This is a genomic window from Micrococcus sp. CS26, assembly GCF_055522295.1.
In genome coordinates this window covers 17,602-40,092 of record NZ_JBVFVY010000011.1, presented here as the reverse complement: position 1 = coordinate 40,092, position 22,491 = coordinate 17,602, and the positions used below count along the sequence as shown (strand labels likewise).

General features: G+C 73.1%; 20 protein-coding genes. 12 read left to right on the top strand and 8 right to left on the bottom strand.

Features of this window, described 5'->3' with window-relative positions; translation table 11 throughout:
• Positions 1-91: 91 nt before the first annotated feature.
• Genes ACZ1IK_RS06670 through ACZ1IK_RS06655 form a run of 4 tightly spaced genes read right to left on the bottom strand, consistent with a single transcriptional unit; the run spans position 92 to position 4,269 of the window.
• Complete coding sequence (locus ACZ1IK_RS06670) at positions 92-1,264, bottom strand: cysteine desulfurase family protein (protein WP_041104960.1); 1,173 nt, start codon at positions 1,262-1,264, stop codon at positions 92-94.
• Positions 1,261-2,181, bottom strand: a complete 921-nt coding sequence (nadC, locus tag ACZ1IK_RS06665) for a carboxylating nicotinate-nucleotide diphosphorylase (RefSeq protein WP_036316441.1) — start codon at positions 2,179-2,181, stop codon at positions 1,261-1,263. Before nadC ends, ACZ1IK_RS06670 begins: the two co-directional genes overlap by 4 nt.
• Positions 2,178-3,506: a quinolinate synthase NadA gene (gene nadA, locus ACZ1IK_RS06660; protein WP_036316443.1), complete on the bottom strand. Its 1,329-nt coding sequence runs from the start codon at positions 3,504-3,506 to the stop codon at positions 2,178-2,180. Before nadA ends, nadC begins: the two co-directional genes overlap by 4 nt.
• Positions 3,507-3,534: 28 nt before the next feature.
• Positions 3,535-4,269, bottom strand: a complete 735-nt coding sequence (locus ACZ1IK_RS06655; RefSeq protein ID WP_073117454.1) for an NUDIX hydrolase — start codon at positions 4,267-4,269, stop codon at positions 3,535-3,537.
• 128 nt (positions 4,270-4,397) lie between these two features.
• On the opposite strand from ACZ1IK_RS06655, the gene ACZ1IK_RS06650 reads away from it, so the two are divergent.
• Positions 4,398-5,234 (top strand): alpha/beta fold hydrolase, encoded by an 837-nt coding sequence (locus ACZ1IK_RS06650; protein WP_049145941.1) that lies wholly within the window; start codon positions 4,398-4,400, stop codon positions 5,232-5,234.
• Between the two features lie 126 nt (positions 5,235-5,360).
• On the opposite strand, the gene ACZ1IK_RS06645 is transcribed toward ACZ1IK_RS06650, so the two are convergent.
• Both ACZ1IK_RS06645 and ACZ1IK_RS06640 read right to left on the bottom strand, forming a co-directional pair.
• The gene (locus tag ACZ1IK_RS06645; RefSeq protein WP_101965971.1) at positions 5,361-6,308 is read right to left on the bottom strand and encodes a DUF808 domain-containing protein; all 948 of its coding nucleotides are present in this window, start codon (positions 6,306-6,308) and stop codon (positions 5,361-5,363) included.
• Between the two features lie 145 nt (positions 6,309-6,453).
• Entirely contained in the window at positions 6,454-6,972 is a 519-nt protein-coding gene (locus ACZ1IK_RS06640; protein ID WP_134416718.1) for a ferritin, read from the bottom strand.
• A gap of 130 nt (positions 6,973-7,102) precedes the next feature.
• Here ACZ1IK_RS06640 and ACZ1IK_RS06635 point away from each other — a divergent pair, with 130 nt between their 5' ends.
• A complete protein-coding gene (locus ACZ1IK_RS06635; protein ID WP_236601267.1) occupies positions 7,103-7,642 on the top strand; it encodes a PACE efflux transporter in 540 nt (179 codons plus the stop codon).
• Positions 7,643-7,666: 24 nt separating this feature from the next.
• Here the strand turns inward: ACZ1IK_RS06635 and ACZ1IK_RS06630 are convergent, their stop codons facing one another.
• On the bottom strand, positions 7,667-8,569 hold the full coding sequence (locus ACZ1IK_RS06630) for a patatin-like phospholipase family protein (protein WP_159228137.1): 903 nt from the start codon (positions 8,567-8,569) through the stop codon (positions 7,667-7,669).
• Between the two features lie 81 nt (positions 8,570-8,650).
• On the opposite strand from ACZ1IK_RS06630, the gene tpx reads away from it, so the two are divergent.
• Together tpx and ACZ1IK_RS06620 are read left to right on the top strand one after the other, a co-directional pair.
• Entirely contained in the window at positions 8,651-9,151 is a 501-nt protein-coding gene (gene tpx / locus ACZ1IK_RS06625) for a thiol peroxidase (protein WP_049147477.1), read from the top strand.
• A 2-nt stretch (positions 9,152-9,153) separates the two neighbouring features.
• Positions 9,154-10,335, top strand: a complete 1,182-nt coding sequence (locus tag ACZ1IK_RS06620) for a S1C family serine protease (protein WP_465098408.1) — start codon at positions 9,154-9,156, stop codon at positions 10,333-10,335.
• 15 nt (positions 10,336-10,350) lie between these two features.
• On the opposite strand, the gene zupT is transcribed toward ACZ1IK_RS06620, so the two are convergent.
• Entirely contained in the window at positions 10,351-11,139 is a 789-nt protein-coding gene (gene zupT, locus ACZ1IK_RS06615) for a zinc transporter ZupT (protein WP_044659390.1), read from the bottom strand.
• Between the two features lie 65 nt (positions 11,140-11,204).
• Here zupT and ACZ1IK_RS06610 point away from each other — a divergent pair, with 65 nt between their 5' ends.
• The 8 genes from ACZ1IK_RS06610 to fdxA all read left to right on the top strand — a co-directional run bounded on the left by ACZ1IK_RS06610 (position 11,205) and on the right by fdxA (position 22,488).
• The gene (locus tag ACZ1IK_RS06610) at positions 11,205-12,683 is read left to right on the top strand and encodes a phytoene desaturase family protein (RefSeq protein ID WP_465098407.1); all 1,479 of its coding nucleotides are present in this window, start codon (positions 11,205-11,207) and stop codon (positions 12,681-12,683) included.
• A 251-nt stretch (positions 12,684-12,934) separates the two neighbouring features.
• The gene (locus ACZ1IK_RS06605) at positions 12,935-14,791 is read left to right on the top strand and encodes an ABC transporter family substrate-binding protein (RefSeq protein WP_465098406.1); all 1,857 of its coding nucleotides are present in this window, start codon (positions 12,935-12,937) and stop codon (positions 14,789-14,791) included.
• A gap of 162 nt (positions 14,792-14,953) precedes the next feature.
• Positions 14,954-16,474: an ABC transporter permease gene (locus tag ACZ1IK_RS06600; RefSeq protein ID WP_069941609.1), complete on the top strand. Its 1,521-nt coding sequence runs from the start codon at positions 14,954-14,956 to the stop codon at positions 16,472-16,474.
• Between the two features lie 5 nt (positions 16,475-16,479).
• Positions 16,480-17,670 (top strand): ABC transporter permease, encoded by a 1,191-nt coding sequence (locus ACZ1IK_RS06595; protein WP_123244009.1) that lies wholly within the window; start codon positions 16,480-16,482, stop codon positions 17,668-17,670.
• Positions 17,667-19,547, top strand: a complete 1,881-nt coding sequence (locus ACZ1IK_RS06590) for an ABC transporter ATP-binding protein (protein ID WP_119217185.1) — start codon at positions 17,667-17,669, stop codon at positions 19,545-19,547. Before ACZ1IK_RS06595 ends, ACZ1IK_RS06590 begins: the two co-directional genes overlap by 4 nt.
• 148 nt (positions 19,548-19,695) lie before the next feature.
• Complete coding sequence (gene typA, locus ACZ1IK_RS06585; protein WP_036316461.1) at positions 19,696-21,606, top strand: translational GTPase TypA; 1,911 nt, start codon at positions 19,696-19,698, stop codon at positions 21,604-21,606.
• Positions 21,599-22,165 (top strand): hypothetical protein, encoded by a 567-nt coding sequence (locus tag ACZ1IK_RS06580; RefSeq protein WP_060973537.1) that lies wholly within the window; start codon positions 21,599-21,601, stop codon positions 22,163-22,165. Before typA ends, ACZ1IK_RS06580 begins: the two co-directional genes overlap by 8 nt.
• Positions 22,162-22,488, top strand: coding sequence for a ferredoxin (gene fdxA, locus ACZ1IK_RS06575; protein WP_002855160.1), 327 nt, complete (start codon positions 22,162-22,164; stop codon positions 22,486-22,488). The genes ACZ1IK_RS06580 and fdxA overlap by 4 nt, the downstream gene beginning before the upstream one ends.
• The last annotated feature ends 3 nt before the right edge of the window (positions 22,489-22,491 follow it).

The following is a 22,491-nucleotide window of genomic DNA, read 5'->3' as shown; positions in this document are numbered from 1 at the left end:
AGGCCCCCGGGTGTGTGGCCTCGGGCTGACCCCCGGGTGAACGTCCGACGCCGGCCCCCGGCGGCATCGGGGTCGACCGGCCCGGGGCCGCTCAGCGCAGGGCGGTGACCGTCCGGACGGCGTCGACGATCGCGTCCGCCGCGGCGTCGAGCAGCGGGGCGTCGGCGTCCGGGCCGAACGTGCAGCGCAGGGCCGTGCGGGCCTCGTCCTCGCTGAGGCCCAGCGCGAGCAGGGCCGGGGACGGCTCGGCGTCGTGGGCCGAGCACGCGGACCCCGCCGAGGCCAGCACGCCCCGGCGGGCCGCCTCCTCCAGCACCGACTCGCCGTTCACGCCGGGCAGCACGAACGAGGCGTGACGCGGCAGCCGCCGCGCGGGATGGCCGGTCAGCCGCGCGTCGGGCACGAGCGCCCGGACGCCGTCGAGCACGCGCGCCGCGAACCGGTCCCGCAGCCCGGACCACGCGTCCGCGGCCGCGGTGCGCTCCGCCTCGGCCTCCTCGAAGGCCGCCGCGAACCCGGCGGCACCGGCCACGTTCTGCGTCCCGGACCGCCGGCCCCGCTCCTGGCCGCCGCCGGGCACGAGCGGTTCCAGGGCGTGACCCGGGCGCACCCACAGCGCGCCGACCCCCTTGGGCCCGCCGACCTTGTGCCCGGACAGCGCCACCAGATCCGCCCCGAGGGCGCGCACGTCCACCGGGATCTGCCCCGCGGCCTGCACCGCGTCCACGTGCAGCGGCACGCCCGCCTCCCGGGCGACGGCGGCCAGCTCGGCCACCGGCTGCACCGTGCCCACCTCGTTGTGGGCCAGGTGCACGCTGACCAGCGCGGTGTCCGGGCGCAGGCGGGCGGCGAGGTCGTCCGCCGAGGTCAGGCCGTCACGGTCCAGCGCGAGGTGCTCGACCTCGACGCCGTGCAGCCGGGCCAGCTGGTCACAGGACTGCCGCACCGCGCTGTGCTCGATCCCCGTGGTCAGCACGTGGCCCGCCGGGCGTCCGGCGAGGATCCGGGCGCGCACCGTGCCGAGCACGGCGAGCGCGTCGGCCTCCGTGCCGCCCGAGGTGAACACGACCTGCCCGGCCCGGGCGCCGATCGCGCGGGCCACCCGCGCGCGGGCGTCCTCGAGCAGGGCCGCCGCCGCCCGGCCGGCCTCGTGCGCCGAGGACGGGTTGCCGTAGACGCCGGTGAGGGCGGGCCACATCGCCTCCAGCGCGCTGCGCCGGACGGGCGCGGTGGCCGCGTGGTCCAGGTCGAGGGTGGTGCTCATCGGCGCGGCGAGCCCTCCTCGACCACGGCGTCCAGGCCCAGGTCCAGGGACTGGACGGTATGGGTCAGTGCTCCCACCGAGATCACGTCCACGCCCGTGGCCGCGATCGCCCCGATCGTCTCGAGGCTCACCCCGCCGGAGGCCTCGACGACGGCGCGGCCCGCCACGAGCTCGACGCCGGCCCGCAGCTCGGCCGGCGAGAAGTTGTCCAGCATGATCGTGTCGACCCCGGCGGCGAGCACCGCCGGGATCTGCTCGAGCCGGTCGACCTCCACCTCCACGTGGGTGGTGTGCGGCAGGCGGGCCATCCCGGCGCGCAGGGCCGCGGTGAGGGCCTCGCCCGGGTCGCCGGCACCGCCGAACCCCAGCGCGGCCAGGTGGTTGTCCTTGAGCATCACGGCATCCGAGAGGCTGAAGCGGTGGTTGTGCCCGCCTCCGTCCCGCACCGCCTGCCGTTCGAGCACGCGCAGACCCGGGGTGGTCTTGCGGGTGTCCACCACCCGCGCGTGCCCGCCGCCGGCGCGCACGGCGGCCACGTGGGCGGCCGTCGTCGTGGCGATCCCGGACAGGCGCTGGACGAGGTTCAGCGCCACGCGCTCGGCGCGCAGCACCGAGCGGGCGGGGCCCGCGACCTCGGCGACGACGGCGCCGGGGGACAGGTCGGCGCCGTCGGCCAGGTGCAGGGTGACGGACACGGCCGGGTCGACGAGCCGGAAGGCGGCCTCGAGGGCGTTCGTGCCGGAGAGCACCCCGGCCTCGCGGGCCACCACGCGCGCGGTGATCCGGGCCTGCTCCGGGACGAAGGCCTCCGAGGAGACGTCACCCCAGGGCGCGTCCTCGGCGAGCGCTGCGGCCACGATCCGCTCCACGTCCGGCCGCGGGGCCGGTGTCGTCGGGGCGCGGTCGGCCGGGGTCACGTCCCAGCCCCGGCGGACTGCGCGGCCGACTGCTTCGGCGCGACGGCCAGCATCCGCTCGAGCGCGGTGCGGGCCGGGTCGGCCACGGACGCGGGCACGGTGATCCGGTTGACCACGCGGCCGGCCACGAGCTCCTCGAGCACCCACGCGAGGTAACCGGGGTGGATGCGGTACATCGTGGAGCACGGGCAGATCACGGGATCGAGGCAGAAGATCGTGTGTTCGGGGTGCTGGGCCGCCAGGCGCTGCACGAGGTTGATCTCAGTGCCGATCGCGAAGGTCGAGCCGGCCGGCGCCGCCTGGATGGCCTTGACGATGAAGTCGGTGGACCCGGAGGAGTCCGCGGCCTCCACCACGGGCAGGGGGCACTCGGGGTGCACGATCACCTGGACGTCCGGGTGCTCGGCGCGGGCCTGCTCGATCTGCGCCACGGTGAAGCGGCGGTGCACCGAGCAGAAGCCGTGCCACAGCAGGACCTTCGCGTCCCGCAGGGCGTCCTCGGAGTTCCCGCCCAGCGGCAGGCGGGGGTTCCACGTCGGCATCTGCTCGAGTGGGATCCCCCTGGCGCGGCCCGTGTTCCGGCCCAGGTGCTGGTCCGGGAAGAACAGGACGCGTTGGGCACGCTCGAACGCCCAGTCCAGCACGGCCGAGGCGTTGGAGGACGTGCACACGATGCCGCCGCGCTCGCCGACGAAGCCCTTGAGGGCCGCGGAGGAGTTCATGTAGGTCACGGGCAGCAGGGGCACGCGCCCGTCGTCGTCCGGCTCGGTGCCGTAGACCGCCTCGAGCTGCTCCCACGCATCCTCGACCGAGTCCAGGTCGGCCATGTCCGCCATGGAGCAGCCGGCGGCGAGGTTGGGCAGGATGACGGCCTGGTCCGGGGTGGAGAGCAGGTCCGCGGTCTCCGCCATGAAGTGCACGCCGCAGAACACGATCGCCTCCGCCTCGGGCCGGCCCTGGGAGGCCCGCGCGAGCTGGAAGGAGTCGCCCACGAAGTCGGCGTGCTGGACGACCTCGTCGCGCTGGTAGAAGTGGCCCAGCACGACGACGCGTTCGCCGAGCGTCTGCCGCGCCGCGCTGATCCGGGCGTGGAGCTCCTCGTCCGAGGCCCGCTGGTACTCCTCGGGGATGCGGCCCTGCACGGGGGCGTCGGCCGGGACGGCGTCGTCCTGCGATGCGCCGGGGCCGTAGGCGGGCAGGCCGGCGTCGAACGCCCAGGGGCCGCGGGTCAGGTCGGGGGAGCACGAGGAGCCGCGCGCGGCGTCCTTGTCGATCAGGGTCAGGGTGCGGGCCACCGAGGCGGTGGTCCCGGTCGGGGTGGTCATGGGTGACTCCTGGGTCGGGGCTGGTGGGTCAGCGGCGGGCGTCCGGCCCGGCGGGATCGGGGTCGGTCCCGGGCCCGGCGGGCCGGTACCGGTAGAGCTTGGGCGGGCGGTGCGGGGTGCCGCCGCGGACCTCGCCGGTCTCCTCGAGGGTCCCGGCGGCGAGGGTGGCGCGGCGGAAGTTGGCGGCGTCGAGGCCGCGGCCGAGGACGGCCTCGTGCACGGCGCGCAGCTCGGCGAGGGTGAAGGAGGGCCCCAGCAGCGCGTGCCCGACGCCGGCTCGCGGCAGGTCCGCGCGCAGGCGCGCCACGGCCGCCGCCAGGATCTGCGCGTGGTCGAACGCCAGCGCGGGCGGCGCGTCGGCCCGGTGCCAGCGCACATGGACCCCGATGGGCAGCCCGGCCACGTCCGGGTCCGGGCTGGACGCCGGGGCGGCGCCGTCGTCGTCCAGGGCGGGGCTGAGCGCCCAGTGGGCCACCGTGAGGACGCGTCCGGTGGGGGAACGGTCCACGGCGCCGAACGCCGCCAGCTGCTCGAGGCGACGGACGGGACCGGGCACGCACTCGGCGGCCACGCGTGCGGCGACGTCGGCCAGCTCCTCGTCCGCGCCGAGCCACGCGCCCGGCAGCGCCCACCGGTCCAGGAACGGCTCGCGCATCCGCGGGACGAGGGCGACACAGAGGCGGGGCACGCCGTGCGGGTCCGGGCGCACGCCGAAGACGGCCGTGGACACGGCCACGCTGACGCGGGCCTCAGCGACCGGCATGGGACCTCCCGGGGCGGACTGGCGGGGCTGTTCTGGTCAGTATGACACTGTTCGCGCCCATCTCAGAGGGTCGAGATGACTGTAAGGCGGGGGAGGCGCCGGCGCGGTCCCGCGCTAGCCTGAGTCGGGTGAACACGACCGCCGCCGCCTCCGACCCGTCCGACGCCCCCCTGGCCTCCACCCGCATCGGGGAGGGCCCGCGCCGCGTCGCGTTCCTGCACGGCCTCATGGGCCGGGGCCGGAACTTCACCGGCCCGGCCAAGGAGCTGGGCGACGACTTCACGGTGGAGCTGATCGATCTGCCGGACCACGGCGCCTCGCCCTGGACGGACCGGGTGGACTACCGCGAGATCGCGGACCGGGTGGCCGCCCACCTGCGCGCCGGCCTCGCCGCCGACGGGCCGGTCCACCTGCTGGGCCACTCGATGGGCGGCAAGGTCGCGATGGTGCTCGCCCTGCGGCACCCGGAGCTCGTGGACCGGCTGATCGTGGAGGACATCTCCCCGCGGCTCTCACCGCAGGCCACGGACGAGTTCGTGCACCTGCTGGGCACCATGCTGCGCATGGACCTGGACGCGTACGACTCGCGGGCCGAGGCCGACGCGGCCATGGCCGAGCACGTCCACGACGCGCGGGTGCGCGGCTTCCTGCTGCAGAACCTGCGGCGCACGGCCGGCCACTTCGCATGGCAGCCCAACGTGGCCATGCTCTTCGAGCACCTGCGGGAGATCGGCTCGTTCCCGGACCCGGTGGTCCCCGAGGATCCGGAGCGCGTGTTCGACCATCCGGTCCTGTGGCTGGCCGGCGCCGAGTCGGACTACGTCCAGGACGAGGACGTGCCGCGGATGAAGGAGCTGTTCCCGCGCGTCGTGCGCGTGACCGTCCGTGACGCCGGCCACTGGCTGCACGCCGACCAGCCCGAGGCCTTCGTCTCCGCGGTGCGCACCTTCCTCACCGCCGACTGACGGGGCCCGTCGGAAGACGGAGCCAGCGTTGAGGCCCGCAGACGCGCCGCCACGTTCCGTGCGTAGCGGCGCGTCTGCGGGCCTCAGCGTGGGGCGCGGGTGGGGGCGGACCCGTCGGCCGCCGCATCAGTGGGCGGGCGCGGCCTTCTTTCCGCGCAGGCGTCCGACGAGCAGGACCACCCCGAGCGCGACCGAGCCCCAGAGCAGGCCCCACACAGCCGATGTCGCGGTGTCCGTGAGCCAGCCGAGGAACGCGCCGGCGGCGTGCGTGACGGGCTCGACGATCCCGTGCTGCACGGCGTAGGGCCACGGAACGCCCAGCGCGTCCAGCTCCACGAGGGCGATGTGGCCGCCCACCCAGAGCATCGCCACGGTGCCGATGACGGTCACCACGCGCAGCACGTGCGGCATGGCCTTGACCAGCCCGGCGCCGAATGAGCGGCCGCCGGAGGTCGAGGCGTTCTGGTGCAGGTGCAGGCCGACGTCGTCCATCTTCACGATCAGCCCCACGGCCCCATACACGCCCACGGTGATGAGGACGGCCACCACCGCCAGGACCGCCGCCTGCATCCAGAAGCCCAGGTCGGCCACCTCGTTCATGGAGATGACCATGATCTCCAGGGACAGGATGAAGTCCGTGGTGATGGCCCCGCGCACCACGGTGTCCTCGGCCTCCGGACCCCGCTCGACGGCGGGCTCCTCGTCGTCGGCATGCCCGTGGCCGGTGAGCTTGCCCCACACCTTGTGCGCGCCCTCGTAGGACAGGTAGGTGCCGCCGGCCAGCAGCAGCCACGGCAGGATCCAGGGGGCGAGCCAGTCGAGCAGCAGCAGGGCGGGCAGGATGAACACGAGCTTGTTGCGCAGGGAGCCCTTGGTGATCCGCCAGATCATCGGCAGCTCGCGGGCCGCGGCCGCGCCGGCCATGTACTGCGGGGTCACCGCGGCGTCGTCGACCACCACGCCCGCCGCCTTGGCCGCGGCGCGTCCCGCTCCGGCGGCCACGTCGTCCACGCTCGCGGCGGCGAGGCGGGCGAGGGCGGCGACGTCGTCGAGCAGGGCTACGAGTCCGACCATGGTTCCTCCTGGGGTGGGTCCGACGGGCGCGCCGGTGCGCGGGCAGGGCGCAGGTTGAGCATAGCGGCGAGGACGGACACGCACCGGCCCGGCCCCGTGGGGGACCGGGCCGGTGCGCGCGCGGCCGACGAGGCCGCCGGTGGGCTCAGGCGTCGTTCTCGGTGGTCTCCACAGGACGGGAGCCCAGGCGGCCGTCGATGCGGAGCAGGCCCGAGCCGTCGTCGCCGACGAGCTCGAGCTGGCCCACGATCTCGGAGACGGTGGCCTCCTCCTCGATCTGCTCGTCCAGGAACCAGTTCAGCAGCGGGCGCGAGTTGAGGTCGCCCGCGGACTCGGTGGCCCGGTACAGCTCGCGGATCGCCTCGGAGACCTTCTGCTCGTGCGCGAGCGCGGCCCGGAAGATCTCCAGGGCCGACAGGCCGGCCTGCACGGGCGGGGCCGGGATGGCGCCGATCGTCGGGAAGCTGTCCCGGTCGGCGACGTGGTCGATGAACTTGTTCGCGTGGACGATCTCCTCGTCCGCCTGGTGCCGCAGCCACGAGGCCATCCCGGACAGGTCCAGGTCGTCGGCGGCGATCGCGAGCTGGCGGTAGACCATGGACGCCTCGAACTCGAGGGTGATCTGGTCGTTGAACTTCTGCAGCAGGTCATCGGTGAGCTTCATGCCTCGAACTCTAGGCAGGCGGCCGGGGCGCGGTGAAGGCGCGCCCGCCCCGTGGCCGAGGCACGACGACGGCGGGCGGCCGGTTCCGCCGGATTCGGCGCCCCGCGGCCCCGGCCCTAGGCTGGGCGCCGTGTCCGAGACCCGCCGCGCCCGCCCGGGCGTCGACCCCGCGTCGACGCCGCCCTTCGACGTGCCGCGGGGCCCGGGGGGCCGGGACGCCCTCGTGCGCCGCCGCGTGTTCCGGACGCCCCTGCTGCGCCGCGTGGTCTACGCGGTGGTCTTCGAGCTGCTCGCCATCCTCTTCACCACCGTGATCCTGGCGGCGCTCGGCAACGGCGGTGGGCCCTCGCTCGCCGTGGCGGTCGTGTCCTCGACCGTGGCCCTGCTGTGGAACATCGTGTTCAACTCGGTGTTCGAGACCCTCGAACGCCGCCTCGGGATCACGGGCCGGCCCTGGTGGGTGCGCGTGGCCCACGCCGTCGGCTTCGAGGGCGGGCTGATCGTGTTCCTCGTGCCCGCGGTGGCGCTGATCCTCGGCGTCGGGCTGGGGGAGGCGTTCCTCATCGAGGCCGGCCTGCTCGTGTTCTTCCTCGTCTACGCCGCGGTGTACGCCTACGCGTTCGACTCGGTGTTCGGCCTGCCGGACTCGGCCGCCCGCGCCGAGGCCTGACCCGCCGATCGGATCAGGCGCGGCTCAACGGGACGCCGGCAGCCCCAGGAACGCGCGGATCGCCGGCATCTCGCGGCGCACCTGGTCCAGGCCGAGCTCGTGGGCGGCGGCCAGCTTGGCCACGGACCGCTCGCCGTTGGCGATGGGCATGGTCTCGGGCGCGAACAGATAGGCCCGTCCCTGCCGCTCCATCTCGAACAGGCGCTCGCGGGTCGCGTTGTACCGGCGCCAGCGCGTGAGCAGGGCGTCCGCGACGGCGGGGTAGCGCCGGAAGGTGCGCTGGTAGAACGAGGGGAACCGTTCGGGCCGTTTCACGTACCCGCGCTCCCGGGTCAGGACCACGAGGACCTTCTTGAACCCCGCGTCCTCCGCCGCGGTCAGGGGGATCCCGCCGTCCACGCCGAGGGCGCCGTCCACGAACACGGTGCCCTCGGCATGCACCGGGGGCATGAGGACCGGCATCGTGGACGACGCGCGGACGCGGACCATCAGGTCGGTCAGGGTGGTCATGTCGGAGCGGTCCCACCAGCGCGTCTCGCCGCTCGCGGCGTCGAACCCGCCCAGCACGAGCCGGGCGGGGTTCGCGCGGAACGTGGCGAAGTCGTAGGGCAGGTCCGCCTCGGGCAGGCCGGCGTGCTCGTAGATGTACTCGGCGTTGAACAGGCCCTTGCCGCGCAGGAAGCTCAGCCAGTTGCCGAACCGAGGATCGTCGGCGAAGTCCACGAACGAGCGCCGCGCACGGGCCGGGTCGCGGGACAGGTAGTTCACGGCGTTGGACGAGCCCGCCGAGATGCCGGCCACGAAGTCCACGTGGATCCGCTCGCGCAGCAGCTCCGCCACCACGGCCGAGGTGAGCGCGGCGCGCATCCCCCCGCCCTCGAACAGCAGCGCCGTGTCGGTGACGTTGGACGTCATGGGCTCGGTCATGGTCGGTCCCTCCGTGTTCGCCGTCCGCCGAGCAGGGCGCGGGGCGCTCCCGTCCGGCCGCGCCCATCCTAGGCTGTCCCCATGGCGACGACCCACATGAAGAGCACCCCCGTCCACACCGTCGGTGGGCTGCCCCAGGTGGGTGCCCCCGCCCCCGACTTCACCCTCACCGGGGCGGACCTGTCCCCGGTGACCCTGCGGGAGCTGCGCGGCCGTCGCGTGATCCTGAACATCTTCCCGTCCCTGGACACCGGCGTGTGCGCCGCCTCCGTCCGCGAGTTCGACTCCCGCGTCGCGGACCTCGGGGACACCACCGTCGTGGCCGTGTCCGCGGACCTGCCGTTCGCCGCCGCGCGCTTCTGCTCGGTCGAGGGCATCGACCACGTCCGCAGCGGCTCTGTGTTCCGCTCGTCGTTCGGCGACGACTACGGCGTGCGCATGACCGACGGTCCGCTCGAGGGCCTGCTGGCCCGCGCCGTCGTCGTGGTCGATGCCGACGGCGTGGTCCGTCATGCCCAGCTCGTCCCCGAGATCTCCGAGGAGCCGGACTACGAGGCCGCCCTGGCGGCCGCCCGGGGCTGAGCGTGACGCCGCCGGGCTGGCCGCCGCGCGCACGACGCTCGCCCCTGGCGTTCGTCATCGCGCTGTTCGGCGTGCTCGGCGCGCTGGTCCTGGCCGGGGGCCTCACCGCGCTCCTCGCCGGCCGGATGGTCGACGTCGCCGCGGACTCCGCCCCGACCGTGCCCGCCGCCGAGGCCCCCGCCCGGGAGGCGGGCGAGCTCGCGGCGGGCCTGACGCACGTCCACGACGGCGTGGCGGTGGACTGGTCCGCGTCGGCCCACGACGGATCGTCCCTGGACCCGGGCCAGCCGGTCGCGGACGCCCCGGGCATCCTCCTCGTGGAGACCGCCCTCGGCGCCCGCACCGGCACGGGGACGGGCATGGTGCTCTCCCCGGACGGGCTGGCGGTGACCAACTACCACGTGGTCGAGGACTCCTCGGAGGTGCACGTGGTGGTCGCGGACACCGGCGCGCGGCACACGGCCACGGTGCTCGGGCGCGATGCCGAGCACGACATCGCGGTGCTCGACGTCGAGGGCGTCTCGGACCTGCCGGTGGCCAGCGTCTCGCTGGACCCGGTGCGGCGCGGGGACCAGGTGGCCGCCGTCGGCAACGGCGGAGGCCAGGGTTATCTGACGGCCGTGCGCGGCACCGTGCTCGGCACGGACCGCTCGATCATGGCCGCGGCCGAGGGCACCGATCAGTACGCGCGCCTGTCCGGCCTGATCCAGACGGACGCGGACGTCGTGCCCGGCTACTCCGGCGGCCCGGTGGTGGACGACGCCGGCCAGGTGATCGGCGTGACCGTGGCAGCCAGCGACGGGACCACCGCAGACGAGGTGGACGGCTTCGCGATCCCGCTGGAGGTGGCCTTCGACGTGGCGGACCAGGTCCTCTCGGGCGAGGAGACGGACACCGTGAGCATCGGTGCGGACGGCGCCCTGGGCATCATGGTCGGCGCGGATCCCGACGTCGGCGTCGTGGTCATGCAGGTGGACGCGGGCTCCGCCGCCGAGCAGATCGGCCTGGTCGAGGGCGATGTCATCCTCGAGATCGAGGGGCGGACCGTCGGCGACGACGCCTCCCGGATGTCCCGCCTGGTCAACGACCACAACGTGGGGGACCGGATCACCGTCCAGTGGCGCACCGCCGACGGCGAGGTGCGCGAGGCCGAGGCGGTCCTGCAGCCGGCCCTCGTGAACTGACCGGCCCCCCGGCGCTCAGGAGAGCAGGTCCAGTGAGAGGGCCATCGCGGCCACGCCCAGCAGCACGCCGCCCAGCGCCGCGGCGCGGCCCCCGGCCGCCCGGGCGGCGGGCAGCAGCGCGTCGAGGCTCACGGTCACCATCACGCCCGCCACGGCCGCGAAGACGGCGGCCAGGAGCGCGGGTGTGAGGAACGGGGCCAGCAGCAGCCAGCCGATCAGCGCGCCCAGCGGCTCCGCGATCCCCGTGAACGCGGCCCACGCGAAGGCCTTGCGCCGCGATCCGGTGGCCTGCCGCACGGGCACGGCCACGGCCACGCCCTCGGGAACGTTGTGCACGGCCATCGCGACGGCCAGCGCGAGGCCCACCGACGGATCCTGCAGGGTGCCGGCGAAGGTGACGAAGCCCTCCGGCAGATTGTGCAGGCCGATCGCCAGGGCCGTCACCGTGCCCAGGCGCAGCATCCGCCGCCGGTCCAGGCCGGCCGGGTCGTCGACGTCGCCCGGCATCTCCGAGACGGGGTCGGGGACGGCGCGCTCGAGCAGCACGTAGGAGCCTGCGCCGAGGATCAGGGCGGCCACCGCGACGGCGGTCGCCGCGGGGCCGACCGCCCCGCCCAGTCCCTCGACGGCGGCCGGCAGCATCTCCAGGAAGGAGACCGCGAGCATGACGCCCGCGGCGAGGCCGAGGGCGGCCCCCAGCCCGCGGCCCGAGGGCGCGCGTCCGACGATCGCCAGGACGCCGCCCAGCACCGTGGCCAGTCCGGCGAACGTCGTGAGAGCGAGCGCGGTCCAGAACGGGTCCACGGGAGAGGGCCTCCTGACGGGCGGCGGGCGGGGTGCGACCATCCTAGGGACCACAGGAGGAGACCATGACCGAAATCGCCGCCGGCCCCGGATTCGCCCTGCCCCGGGGCGTCGAGCCGGGCCGCGCCGTCGTCGTGGGCGCCGGACCCAACGGCCTGACCGCCGCCGCCCTGCTGGCCCGCGAGGGCTGGGAGGTGGACGTGTTCGAGCGGGCCCCGGTGCCCGGCGGTGCGTGCGCGTCCGCGCCGGTGCTGGGGGAGGGGACCGTGGTGGACCTCGGGGCGGCGGGCCATCCGTTCGGTGTCGCCAGCCCCGTGTTCCGGGAGCTGGGGCTGACGGACCACGGTCTCGCCTGGCTGCACCCGGCCGTGCCGATGGGACATCCGCTGCCGGACGGGCCGGCCGCCCTCCTGCACCGGGACCTCGAGGCCACCGCCGCGGGTCTCGGCGTCGACGCGCGGGCCTGGCGGGCCGTGCACGGGGCCCTGGTCGAACACGTCGACGAGATCCTGGCGGGCGCGCTCGGCCCGGTGTTGCGACCCCCGCCCCATCCGGTGGCGATGGCCCGCTTCGGCCTGCGCGCCCCGTGGCCGGCCGATCTGCTGGGCCGGGCGATGTTCCGCACGGCGGCCGCCCGCGCCCTGTTCACGGGCTCAGCGGCCCACGCGATCCTGCCCTCGAGCCGGCCCCTGACGGCGGCGTTCGGTGCGCTCTTCGGCGCGCTCGGGATGAGCTCGGGCTGGCCGGTGGCGCGCGGCGGGTCGGGGGCGATCGTCGAGTCGCTCGTGGCGGTGCTGCGGGCGCACGGCGGGCGGCTGCACCTGGGCCACGAGGTCACGGACCTGCGCGCGCTGCCCGCCGCGGACGCCGTCGTGCTGGACCTGACCCCGCGCCAGGTGCTGCGCGTCGCCGGCACGGGCCTGCCGCCGCGCTACGCCGCGGCCCTGCGCCGGTGGCGCCCCGGGCCGTCCGTGTCCAAGGTCGACTTCCTGCTCGACGGGCCGATCCCGTGGCGCGACGCCCGGCTCGCGGGCGCGGGGACGGTGCATCTGGGCGGGACCGCCGCCGAGATCCGGCGGGCCGAGGACGACGTCGCGGCCGGCCGGATGCCGGCGCGGCCCTTCGTCATGCTCTGTCAGCAGCAGGCGGCAGACCCCACACGGGCCACCGGGCCCGCCCGGGGGCACACGGTCGTCTGGTCCTACGCCCATGTGCCCCACGGCCACCCCGGCGACGTCCGTCCGCTGATCGAGGCGGAGGTGGAGCGGCACGCACCCGGCTTCCGGGACCGGATCCAGGCCGCGGTCGCGATGCGCCCGGCCGACCTGGAGGTGTGGAACCCGAACCTCGTGGGCGGCGACATCGCGGGGGGATCGCTCGCGGGAGCGCGCGCGCTCCTGCGCCCCACTGCGTCGCCCCGGCCGCACCGGGCGGGTCGGACCGGGCTGTATCTGGCCTCCGCCTCCACCCCGCCGGGCGCCGGCGTCCATGGCATGGGCGGGGCGTGGGCCGTGCGGACTCTGCTGGCGGACCGTCGTCGCTGACCGCGCCGCCGCCCGGGCGGAGCGGCGCCGTGCCGGGGTCTGCCGGGGTGTCGGCGACCGCTGTGCGACACGGCTGAGACGGATCCGGATCCGGACTTTCGCGAATCGGAATGTGCCCGCTACAGTGTGGTCCATCTCACGGAACGTCCCGTCTCGGCGGAACGGCCCGGGGGTCGTCTCGCACCATCGGATCCCCACAGGGATGCGGGCGCGCGACGTCCTTGCACCTCTCATGAACGGAAGCACCTTCCATGAAGTACACGAAGCTCTCCGCTGCCGCGGCCCTGGCCGCCGGCTCGGCCCTCATCCTCTCCGCGTGCGCCCCGGGCGGCGGCAACGCAGGCGAATCCAGCAACGGCTCCGGCGCCAGCCAGGGCGGCGACTCGGGCGCCGGCAACGTCATCGAAGGGGACAAGGGCCAGAAGCTCACCGCCGAGGCCTCCGGGCCGGAGATGGCCGACCTGGGCGACGTCAAGACCCAGGACGGCTCCATCGCCTACTCGGTGGGCGCCGACGACTTCCTGTCCTACAACGGCCTGCAGTCGAACACGTACACCACGTACAACTCGGCCGTCGCGGACCGCATGTTCTCGTCCTTCTGGTACTTCGGCACCGACGGCTCGATCATCCCGAACGAGGACTTCGGCACGTACGAGAAGACCTCGGACGACCCGCTGACCGTGAAGTACACCATCAGCGACGACGCCAAGTGGTCCGACGGCACCCCCGTCACCGCCGGCGACTTCATCGTGCACTGGGCCGCGAACAACGACACGGTCAAGGCCGAGGGTTCCGAGACCCCGCTGTTCGACTCGATCTCCTTCGAGCAGGGCAAGTACATCCCGGAGGCGCCCGAGGGCGAGGCCGACGGCAAGGAGTTCACCGTCACCTACCCGGAGCCCTACGCGGACTGGGAGACCCTCATCAGCACCGCGCTGCCGGCGCACATCGTCGCCAAGGAGGCGGGCATGAGCTTCGAGGAGCTCGTCACCGCTGCGAAGGAGAAGGACGTCGAGGCGCTCACCCCGGCGGCCGAGTTCTGGAACGACGGCTGGGACTTCAGCCCCGGCGAGCTGCCGGACGCCTCGCTGGTGCCCTCCATGGGCCCCTACAAGTTCAAGGACGGCGGCTGGCAGGCCGGCCAGTCCATCACCCTCGAGGCCAACCCCGAGTACTGGGGCACCCCGCCGGCCACCAAGGAGCTCGTCCTCCGCTTCGCCGACCCGAAGACCCACGTGCAGGCCCTGCAGAACGGCGACCTCGACGTCATCGAGCCGCAGGCCACCGTGGACACCCTCCAGCAGCTCGAGGGCCTCGGCGACGACGTCAACGTCCAGACCGGTGACCAGCTGACCTGGGAGCACGTGGACTACAACCGCGGCGAGGGCTCGGTCTTCGCCGACTCCCCGGAGCTGCGCGAGGCCTTCGCCCTCTGCCTGCCCCGCCAGCAGATCGTGGACAACCTGATCAAGCCGATCTATGCGGACGCCCAGGTCATGAACCTGCGCGAGGTCTTCCCCTTCCAGGACAAGTACCAGGAGGTCGTGGACGAGGCCTACCCGAAGGAGATGGACGAGCCGAACATCGAGAAGGCGAAGGAGCTCGTCGAGAAGTCGGGCGTCTCCAAGCCCACGGTCCGCCTCGGCTACCAGGCCGGCAACCAGCGTCGTACCGAGACCGTCGCGCTCATCAAGAGCTCCTGCGACCAGGCCGGCTTCGACGTGCAGGACGCCAACTCGCCGGTGTTCTTCAAGGAGGTCATGCCGGCCGGTGACTACGACGCCGCCCTCTACGCCTGGGCCGGCTCGGGCCAGAAGGCCTCCGGCGCGAACATCTACCAGTCGGACGGTGCCCAGAACCAGCAGAGCTACAACAACCCCGAGGTGGACGCGGCCTGGGACAAGCTCGCCACCTCGCTGGACGAGAACGAGCAGCTGGAGCAGGTCAAGACCATCGAGAAGCTGCTCTGGGAGGACTTCCAGGCCATCCCGCTGTACGCGCACCCGGGTCTGGTCGGCCACAAGGCCGACGTCGCCAACGTGCGCGACACCGCCGCCCAGTCGGGTGCGCTGTGGAACGTGGAGCAGTGGGTCCGCGTCCAGGAGTGACACCCCGCTGACCTCTGACCCGGCGGTCCGCCTCCCGCGGACCGCCGGCGTCGGGATCGAGGACAGAGCCCGGCCGGGCACCAGCCGGGCTCTGGCCGTGAACCGCGGCGAACCCGCACCCCTCCCTTTCCCTTGCACTCGCACGGAAGGTCACCCCCTGTTGTGCTGAAATTCATCCTCAAGCGCCTCGGCAGCTCCCTCCTGGTGCTGTTCGGCGCGTCGATCCTGCTCTTCTTCCTCGTGGCCCACTCGGGTGACCCCCTCCAGGACCTGCGAGAGTCACAGAACCCCAACCGCGAGACACTCATCGCCGCCCGCACCGAATTCATGGGGCTGGACCAGCCCTGGTACGCCCGGTACTGGGACTGGCTCCAGGGCATCGGCGGCTGCGTCACCGGTCAGTGCGACCTCGGCCTCAGCCGGAACGGTCAGTCCGTCGCCGACCTGCTGAGCAACGCCGCGGCCTCCACGCTGCGCCTCGTGGTGCTCGCGACCGTCCTGGCGATCATCATCGGCATCGCGATCGGCATCGTCACCGCGATCCGCCAGTACTCCGGCCTCGACTACGTGGTCACGTTCCTGATCTTCCTCTTCTTCTCGCTGCCCGTGTTCTGGGCGGCCGTCCTCCTGAAGGAGTACATGGGGATCCGGTTCAACGACTGGATCCGCAGCCCCGAGCTGAACTGGCCCCTCCTCATCGGGGTCGCCGTCCTCGCGGGCCTGGTCCTGCAGGCCGTCATGGCGGGCGACCTCAGGCGGCGCGCCTTCACGTTCGGCGCCACCGCCGCGTTCATCCTGCTCGCCGGCTGGGTGCTGTTCGCCGTCGACTTCTGGCGGCATCCGCAGATGGGCCCGGTCGTGCAGCTGGTCATCGGCCTGGCCGCCGCCGTCGGCGCCACCGCGGTGATCTCCGGTCTGCGCAACCGATCGGTCCTCAAGGCCGCCCTGGTCACGGCCGCGATCGGCCTCGTCGCCTACTACGCCACCTACGGCCTGCTGTGGCGGACCCCGTCCGCGCTGCTGCTGGCCGGCCTCGGCGTCATCCTCGTGCTGGTGGCCATCCTGGTGGGCCGCCTGCTCGGCGGCTTCTCCAAGGGCTCGGCCGTGTCCGCGTCGCTGGTGACCGCCCTGATCATGGGCGTGGCGATCGTGGCGGAGCACCTGATGAACTACTGGCCGACCTTCCTGAAGGTCAAGCCGCGCCCGATCTCCACGATCGGCTCGGGCACCCCGAACCTGGACGCCCACTTCTGGGTGGTGTTCCTGGACCGCGGTGCGCAGCTGCTGCTGCCCACCATCCTGCTGACCATCATCTCGGTGGCGACGTACTCGCGGTACACGCGCTCCTCCATGCTCGAGGTCTCGCGTCAGGACTACATCCGCACCGCGCGCGCCAAGGGCCTGCCGGAGCGCCAGGTGATCCTGAAGCACGCGTTCCGCAACTCCCTGATCCCCATCACCACGATCATGGCCTTCGACTTCGCCGGCCTGATCGGCGGCGCCGTCATCACGGAGCAGGTGTTCGGCTGGAAGGGGATGGGCGAGCTGTTCGCCACCGGCCTGCGCGACGTGGACCCCATGCCCGTGATGGCGTTCTTCCTCGTGACGGGCACCGCCGCCGTGCTGATGAACCTCGTGGCGGACGTGCTCTACGCCGTCCTCGACCCCCGGATTCGAGTGTGAGCCAGATGACCACCAACAACTCCTCGACGACGGGCGCGCAGCTCGACGAGAAGCAGATCTTCGACCTCGCGGAGGCGGAGGACGCCAAGCTCCGCGCCAAGGCAGGGAAGTCCTACTCCCAGGGTGCCCTGGTCCGCAAGCGGTTCTTCCGCCACAAGGCGGCGATGATCTCCCTGATCGTGCTGGTCTTCATCACGCTGATGGCGTTCTCCTCCATCGGCTTCGCCGGCATCCCCGGCTGGTGGGACAAGTCCTACACGGCCGCGGCCTCCGTGGTGAACGGCGGTCGCCCGACGCTGTCGGTCGTGCCGCAGGCCTTCGGGGGCGAGGGCATCCGCTGGGGCGAGCATCCCTTCGGCCAGGACACCACGGGCAAGGACTACTTCGCCCTCGTGATGCGCGGGACCCAGCAGTCCATGATCATCGCGGCCATCGTGGGCCTGCTCTCCACCGTGATCGGCGCGGTCGTCGGCGCCGTGTCCGGCTACTTCGGCGGCTGGGTCGACTCCGTGCTGATGCGCCTGACCGACCTGATCATCGTCATCCCGCTGCTCGTGCTCGCCGCGGTGCTCGGTCAGATGGCCAGCGGCATGAAGATGGGCATCCTCCCGCTCGCGGTGGTGCTCGGCCTCGTGTCCTGGACGTCCCTGGCCCGTCTCGTGCGCGGCGAGGTCCTGTCCCTGCGCGAGAAGGAGTTCGTGGCGGCCGCCGTCGCCATGGGCGCCAAGCCGGGCCGCCTGATCTTCAAGCACCTGCTGCCCAACACGATCGGCGTGATCGTCGTGAACGCGACGTTCGCCATCGCGGGCGCGGTGCTGCTGGAGACCTCGCTGTCCTTCCTCGGCTTCGGCGTGAAGGCGCCGGACTCGTCTCTGGGCCTGCTCATCTCCGACTACCAGAACGCGTTCACCACCCGTCCGTGGCTGTTCTGGTGGCCCGGCATGATCATCCTCGCGATCGCCCTGTCCGTGAACTTCCTCGGCGACGGCCTGCGCGACGCCTTCGACCCGCGCCAGGGTGCGGGCGCCCACCGCAGGCCCCGCTTCTTCGGCCGCCGCGCGGCCGCCACCGAGGCCGGTGCGACGACGGCGGGCGGTCTGGCCGCGGCCCCGACGGCCGGTCGGATCGAGGCCCCCGTGGAGGAGGCCGGCGGATCCGCACGGATCTCCGACGCGGACGAGGACGGTCAGCGATGAGCGCGAACGACAAGAAAGGCCGATCCATGTTCGGCAAGAAGAACCAGAACGACGTGACCGCCGGCGGGCAGGGCTCGCACGCGGCGTCGTCGGCCGACCTCGAGGCGCGCGGCGCCGCCGTGCCCGGCTCCTCCGGCGCCGGTGGCGTGCCCCCGGGCCCCGCGACGAGCGCGATGGGCGTCGTGGCCCGCCACGACGACCTGGGCGGCGAGCCGGTGCTGGCCTTCCGCGACGTGGACGTGAAGTTCGCGACCGAGTTCGGCGAGGTGCACGCGGTCAAGGGCGTGACGTTCGACGTCAAGCCCGGCGAGGTCGTCGCCCTCGTGGGCGAGTCCGGCTCCGGCAAGTCCGTCACGAGCGCCACCGCCATGGGCCTGCTCCCGGGCAATGCGGACATCACCGGCTCCGTGCAGCTGGCCGGCCGCGAGGTGCTCACCATGACCCCGGGGCAGCTGCGCGACATCCGCGGCGACGAGGTGGCGATGGTGTTCCAGGAGCCCATGACGGCTCTGAACCCCGTCCTCACCGTGGGCGACCAGCTCACGGAGGCCCTCGAGCTGCACGGCATCGCCTACGGCACCGAGGCGGACAAGCGCGCCGTCGAGCTGCTCACCATGGTGGGCATCCCCGACGCCGCCACCCGGCTCAAGCAGTACCCCCACCAGTTCTCGGGCGGCCAGCGCCAGCGCATCGTCATCGCGATGGCGATCAGCTGCTCGCCGAAGGTGATCATCGCGGACGAGCCCACCACGGCGCTCGACGTGACGGTCCAGGCCGAGATCCTGGAGCTGCTGCGCTCCCTGAAGAACAAGATGAACACCGGCATCCTGCTCATCACGCACAACATGGGCGTGGTGGCGGACATGGCGGACCGGGTGTGCGTGATGCTCCACGGCGAGCTCGTGGAGCAGGGCTCGGTGCACCAGGTGCTCCAGCACGCCCGGCACCCGTACACCCAGAAGCTGCTCTCGGCGGTGCCGCGCCTCGGCGAGCCCCTCGAGGTGGCAGAGCCGGAGCCGGTCACGGCCACGCAGACGCAGGCCCGGTACGCGATCGAGGCGGAGAACCTCCACCTCGAGTACGACCACCGCGGCAAGAAGAACCGCGTGGTCCACGACGTCAGCTTCCAGGTGGCCCCGGGCGAGATCCTGGGCCTGGTGGGCGAGTCCGGCTCGGGCAAGTCCACCATCGCCAAGTCGGTCCTCGGCCTGCTCACCATCGCGGAGGGCTCGCTGCGCATCCAGGGCCACGACCTGGCGACGATGCCCAAGGCCGAGCAGCGCGCCCTGCGCAAGAACATCGGCGTGGTCTTCCAGGACCCGGCGGCCTCGCTGGACCCGCGGTTCCCGATCGGCGACATCATCACCGAGCCGATGGTCGTGCACAAGGTGGGGGACCGGCGCTCGCGCCTCGCCCGCGCCGAGGAGCTGCTGGACGCGGTGCGTCTGCCGCGCTCCGTGGTGAACCGGTACCCGCACGAGCTCTCCGGCGGTCAGCGCCAGCGCATCTCGATCGCCCGCGCCCTGACCCTGGACCCCCAGGTGCTCATCGCGGACGAGCCGACCTCGGCCCTCGACGTGTCCGTCCAGGCCGCCGTGCTGGACATGTTCGCGGAGCTGCAGCAGCGCTACGAGTTCGCGTGCCTGTTCGTGTCCCACGACCTCGCGGTGGTGGACATGCTGGCCCACAAGGTGCTCGTCCTCAAGGACGGCCGCCAGGTGGAGCAGGGCCCCACGGAGGAGGTGCTCCACCGTCCGAAGGAGGAGTACACCCGTCGCCTCCTGGCGGCGGCGCCCGTGCCGGACCCGGACCAGCAGGCGGAGCGTCGCCAGGAGCGCCGCGAGTTCCTCGCCTCCCTCGGCGAGGGCGTCTACTGACCGCGCGGGTCGGCGGCGGGCGCGTCCCGCCGCCGGCCCCGGGCCCACCGGCCCGCCTGTCCACGGCGGCCCCTGCGCGTACAATCGCACGGGGGCCGCCGTCGTCGTGCGCCTCCACCCCTTTGATGTCGAACCGGACAGGACGCCCATGACCTCGACCGAAACCCGCCGCTCCGATCTGCGCAACGTGGCCATCGTGGCCCACGTGGACCATGGCAAGACCACGATGGTGGACGCCATGCTGCGCCAGACCGGTGCCTTCAACACGCACGGCGACGTCGCCGAGCGGGTCATGGACTCCGGGGACCTGGAGAAGGAGAAGGGGATCACGATCCTCGCCAAGAACACCACGGTGTTCTACTCCGGCCCGTCCGCCCCCGAGGGCGAGACCGTCACCATCAACGTGATCGACACCCCCGGCCACGCCGACTTCGGCGGCGAGGTGGAGCGCGGCCTGTCCATGGTGGACGGCGTCGTGCTGCTCGTGGACTCCTCCGAGGGCCCGCTGCCCCAGACCCGCTTCGTGCTCCGCAAGGCCCTCGCGGCCAAGCTGCCCGTGATCCTCGTGGTCAACAAGACGGACCGCCCGGACGCGCGCATCGACGGGGTCGTCTCCGACTCCATGGACCTGCTGCTCGGCCTGGCCTCGGACCTGGCCGAGGAGGACCCGGACCTGGACCTCGACTCGGTGTTGGACGTCCCCGTCGTCTACGCCTCGGGCAAGGCCGGCCGCGCCTCCCTGACCCAGCCCGCCGACGGCGCCCTGCCGGAGGCCGAGGACCTCGAGGCCCTCTTCAACGTGATCATGGAGCACATCCCGGCCCCGTCCTACACCGAGGGCGAGGTCCTCCAGGCGCACGTCACCAACCTGGACGCCTCCCCGTTCCTCGGCCGCCTCGCGCTGCTGCGCATCTTCAACGGCACCCTCCGCAAGGGCCAGCAGGTCGCGTGGGCCCGCCAGGACGGCGCCCTGAAGACCGTGAAGATCACCGAGCTGCTGGCCACCAAGGGCCTCGAGCGCGTGCCCGCGGAGGAGGCCGGCCCGGGCGAGATCGTCGCCGTCGCCGGCATCGAGGACATCATGATCGGCGAGACCCTCACCGACGCGGAGAACCCGAAGCCGCTGCCGCTGATCACGGTGGACGACCCGGCCATCTCCATGACCGTGGGCATCAACACCTCCCCGCTGGCCGGCCGCGTCAAGGGCGCCAAGGTCACGGCCCGCCAGGTGAAGGACCGCCTGGACAAGGAGCTGATCGGCAACGTCTCGCTCAAGGTGCTCCCCACCGAACGCCCGGATGCGTGGGAGGTGCAGGGCCGCGGCGAGCTCGCCCTGGCCATCCTCGTGGAGCAGATGCGCCGCGAGGGCTTCGAGCTCACCGTGGGCAAGCCGCAGGTGGTCACCCGGACCGTGGACGGCAAGGTCCACGAGCCGATGGAGCGCATGACCATCGACATCCCCGAGGAGTTCATGGGCGCGGTCACGCAGCTCATGGCCGCCCGCAAGGGCCGCATGCAGGAGATGTCCAACCACGGCACGGGCTGGATCCGCATGGAGTTCCTGGTCCCGGCCCGCGGTCTGATCGGGTTCCGCACCCGCTTCCTCACCGAGACCCGCGGCGCAGGCATCGCCTCCTCCTACGCGGCCGGCTACGAGCCGTGGACCGGCGAGATCGAGTACCGCACCAACGGCTCCCTCGTGGCCGACCGGGCGGGCACCGCCACGCCGTTCGCCATGATCAACCTGCAGGAGCGCGGCACCTTCTTCGTGCAGCCCGGCGCCGAGGTGTACGAGGGCATGATCGTGGGCGAGAACTCGCGCGCCGACGACATGGACGTGAACATCACCAAGGAGAAGAAGCTCACCAACATGCGTGCGGCCTCCTCCGAGTCGTTCGAGGGCCTGACGCCCCCGCGCCGGCTCACCCTCGAGGAGTCCCTCGAGTTCGCCCGCGAGGACGAGTGCGTGGAGATCACCCCCGAGGACATCCGCATCCGCAAGGTCGTCCTGGACGCCAACGAGCGCCTGAAGGCCGCGCGCGCCCGCGCCCGTGCCTGATCGCCCCCGCCGCCGCGCCCGGCCCGCCGACGTGGTGGGCGGGACGCTGCTCGGCGTCGTCGCCGGCGCGCTCGGCACCGCCGTCCATCTGAACCTGGCCTCCCTGCCGGGCGGCTGGACCCTGCCCTGGGGTGCGGTGCTGGCGCTCGTGCTCGTCGGCTCGACACAGCGCTGGTGGATGGTCCGACGCGCGGGCCGCGGCGGGCGCGCCCTGCCGGCGGGGGCCGCGGTCGTCGCCGGCGCGTTCACCGCCGTCCTGGCCCTGCAGCGCCTGCCGGTGGACGACGCCCTGGGGTTGTCCTGGACGGCCGGCCTGTGGGCGGCGGCGCCGGGCGCCGTCGTCGCCTCCGTGGCCTGGAACGTCGGCCAGCCGGTGCTCGGTATGGTCCTGTTGGCCGCGGGCCGGCGGCTGGACCGCCGACCCGCGGAGGCCGCCGAGGCCGCCACGCGCCCCCGCCGGGCCACTGTGACCGCCCGCGAAACGCGTCCGGGGGAGCGAGTACCCTGGACCGCAGCCCCGCAACCCCGTGCCCAGAGAGAGGTGGACGGTCAGCCATGACCTACGTGATCGCGTTGCCGTGTGTGGACGTCAAGGACAAGGCGTGCATCGACGAATGCCCCGTGGACTGCATCTACGAGGGTGAGCGCATGCTCTACATCCACCCGGACGAGTGCGTCGACTGCGGTGCGTGCGAGCCGGTGTGCCCCGTCGAGGCCATCTACTATGAGGACGACACCCCCGACGAGTGGGCCGAGTACTACAAGGCCAACGTCGAGTTCTTCGACGACCTGGGCTCCCCGGGCGGCGCCGCCAAGCTGGGCATGATCGCCAAGGACCACCCGATCATCTCCGCCCTGCCCCTGCAGAACGCCGACGCCTGAGCC

What these genes read in the sequence shown, in the direction of transcription:
- ACZ1IK_RS06605 (WP_465098406.1), top strand. Translation starts at nt 12,935, where the DNA reads ATGAAGTACACGAAGCTCTCCGCTGCCGCGGCCCTGGCCGCCGGCTCG.
- ACZ1IK_RS06610 (WP_465098407.1), top strand. Translation starts at nt 11,205, where the DNA reads ATGACCGAAATCGCCGCCGGCCCCGGATTCGCCCTGCCCCGGGGCGTC.
- ACZ1IK_RS06595 (WP_123244009.1), top strand. Translation starts at nt 16,480, where the DNA reads ATGACCACCAACAACTCCTCGACGACGGGCGCGCAGCTCGACGAGAAG.
- fdxA (WP_002855160.1), top strand. Translation starts at nt 22,162, where the DNA reads ATGACCTACGTGATCGCGTTGCCGTGTGTGGACGTCAAGGACAAGGCG.
- ACZ1IK_RS06655 (WP_073117454.1), bottom strand. Translation starts at nt 4,269, where the DNA reads ATGCCGGTCGCTGAGGCCCGCGTCAGCGTGGCCGTGTCCACGGCCGTC.
- typA (WP_036316461.1), top strand. Translation starts at nt 19,696, where the DNA reads ATGACCTCGACCGAAACCCGCCGCTCCGATCTGCGCAACGTGGCCATC.
- ACZ1IK_RS06590 (WP_119217185.1), top strand. Translation starts at nt 17,667, where the DNA reads ATGAGCGCGAACGACAAGAAAGGCCGATCCATGTTCGGCAAGAAGAAC.
- nadA (WP_036316443.1), bottom strand. Translation starts at nt 3,506, where the DNA reads ATGACCACCCCGACCGGGACCACCGCCTCGGTGGCCCGCACCCTGACC.
- ACZ1IK_RS06630 (WP_159228137.1), bottom strand. Translation starts at nt 8,569, where the DNA reads ATGACCGAGCCCATGACGTCCAACGTCACCGACACGGCGCTGCTGTTC.
- ACZ1IK_RS06645 (WP_101965971.1), bottom strand. Translation starts at nt 6,308, where the DNA reads ATGGTCGGACTCGTAGCCCTGCTCGACGACGTCGCCGCCCTCGCCCGC.
- ACZ1IK_RS06640 (WP_134416718.1), bottom strand. Translation starts at nt 6,972, where the DNA reads ATGAAGCTCACCGATGACCTGCTGCAGAAGTTCAACGACCAGATCACC.
- tpx (WP_049147477.1), top strand. Translation starts at nt 8,651, where the DNA reads ATGGCGACGACCCACATGAAGAGCACCCCCGTCCACACCGTCGGTGGG.
- ACZ1IK_RS06670 (WP_041104960.1), bottom strand. Translation starts at nt 1,264, where the DNA reads ATGAGCACCACCCTCGACCTGGACCACGCGGCCACCGCGCCCGTCCGG.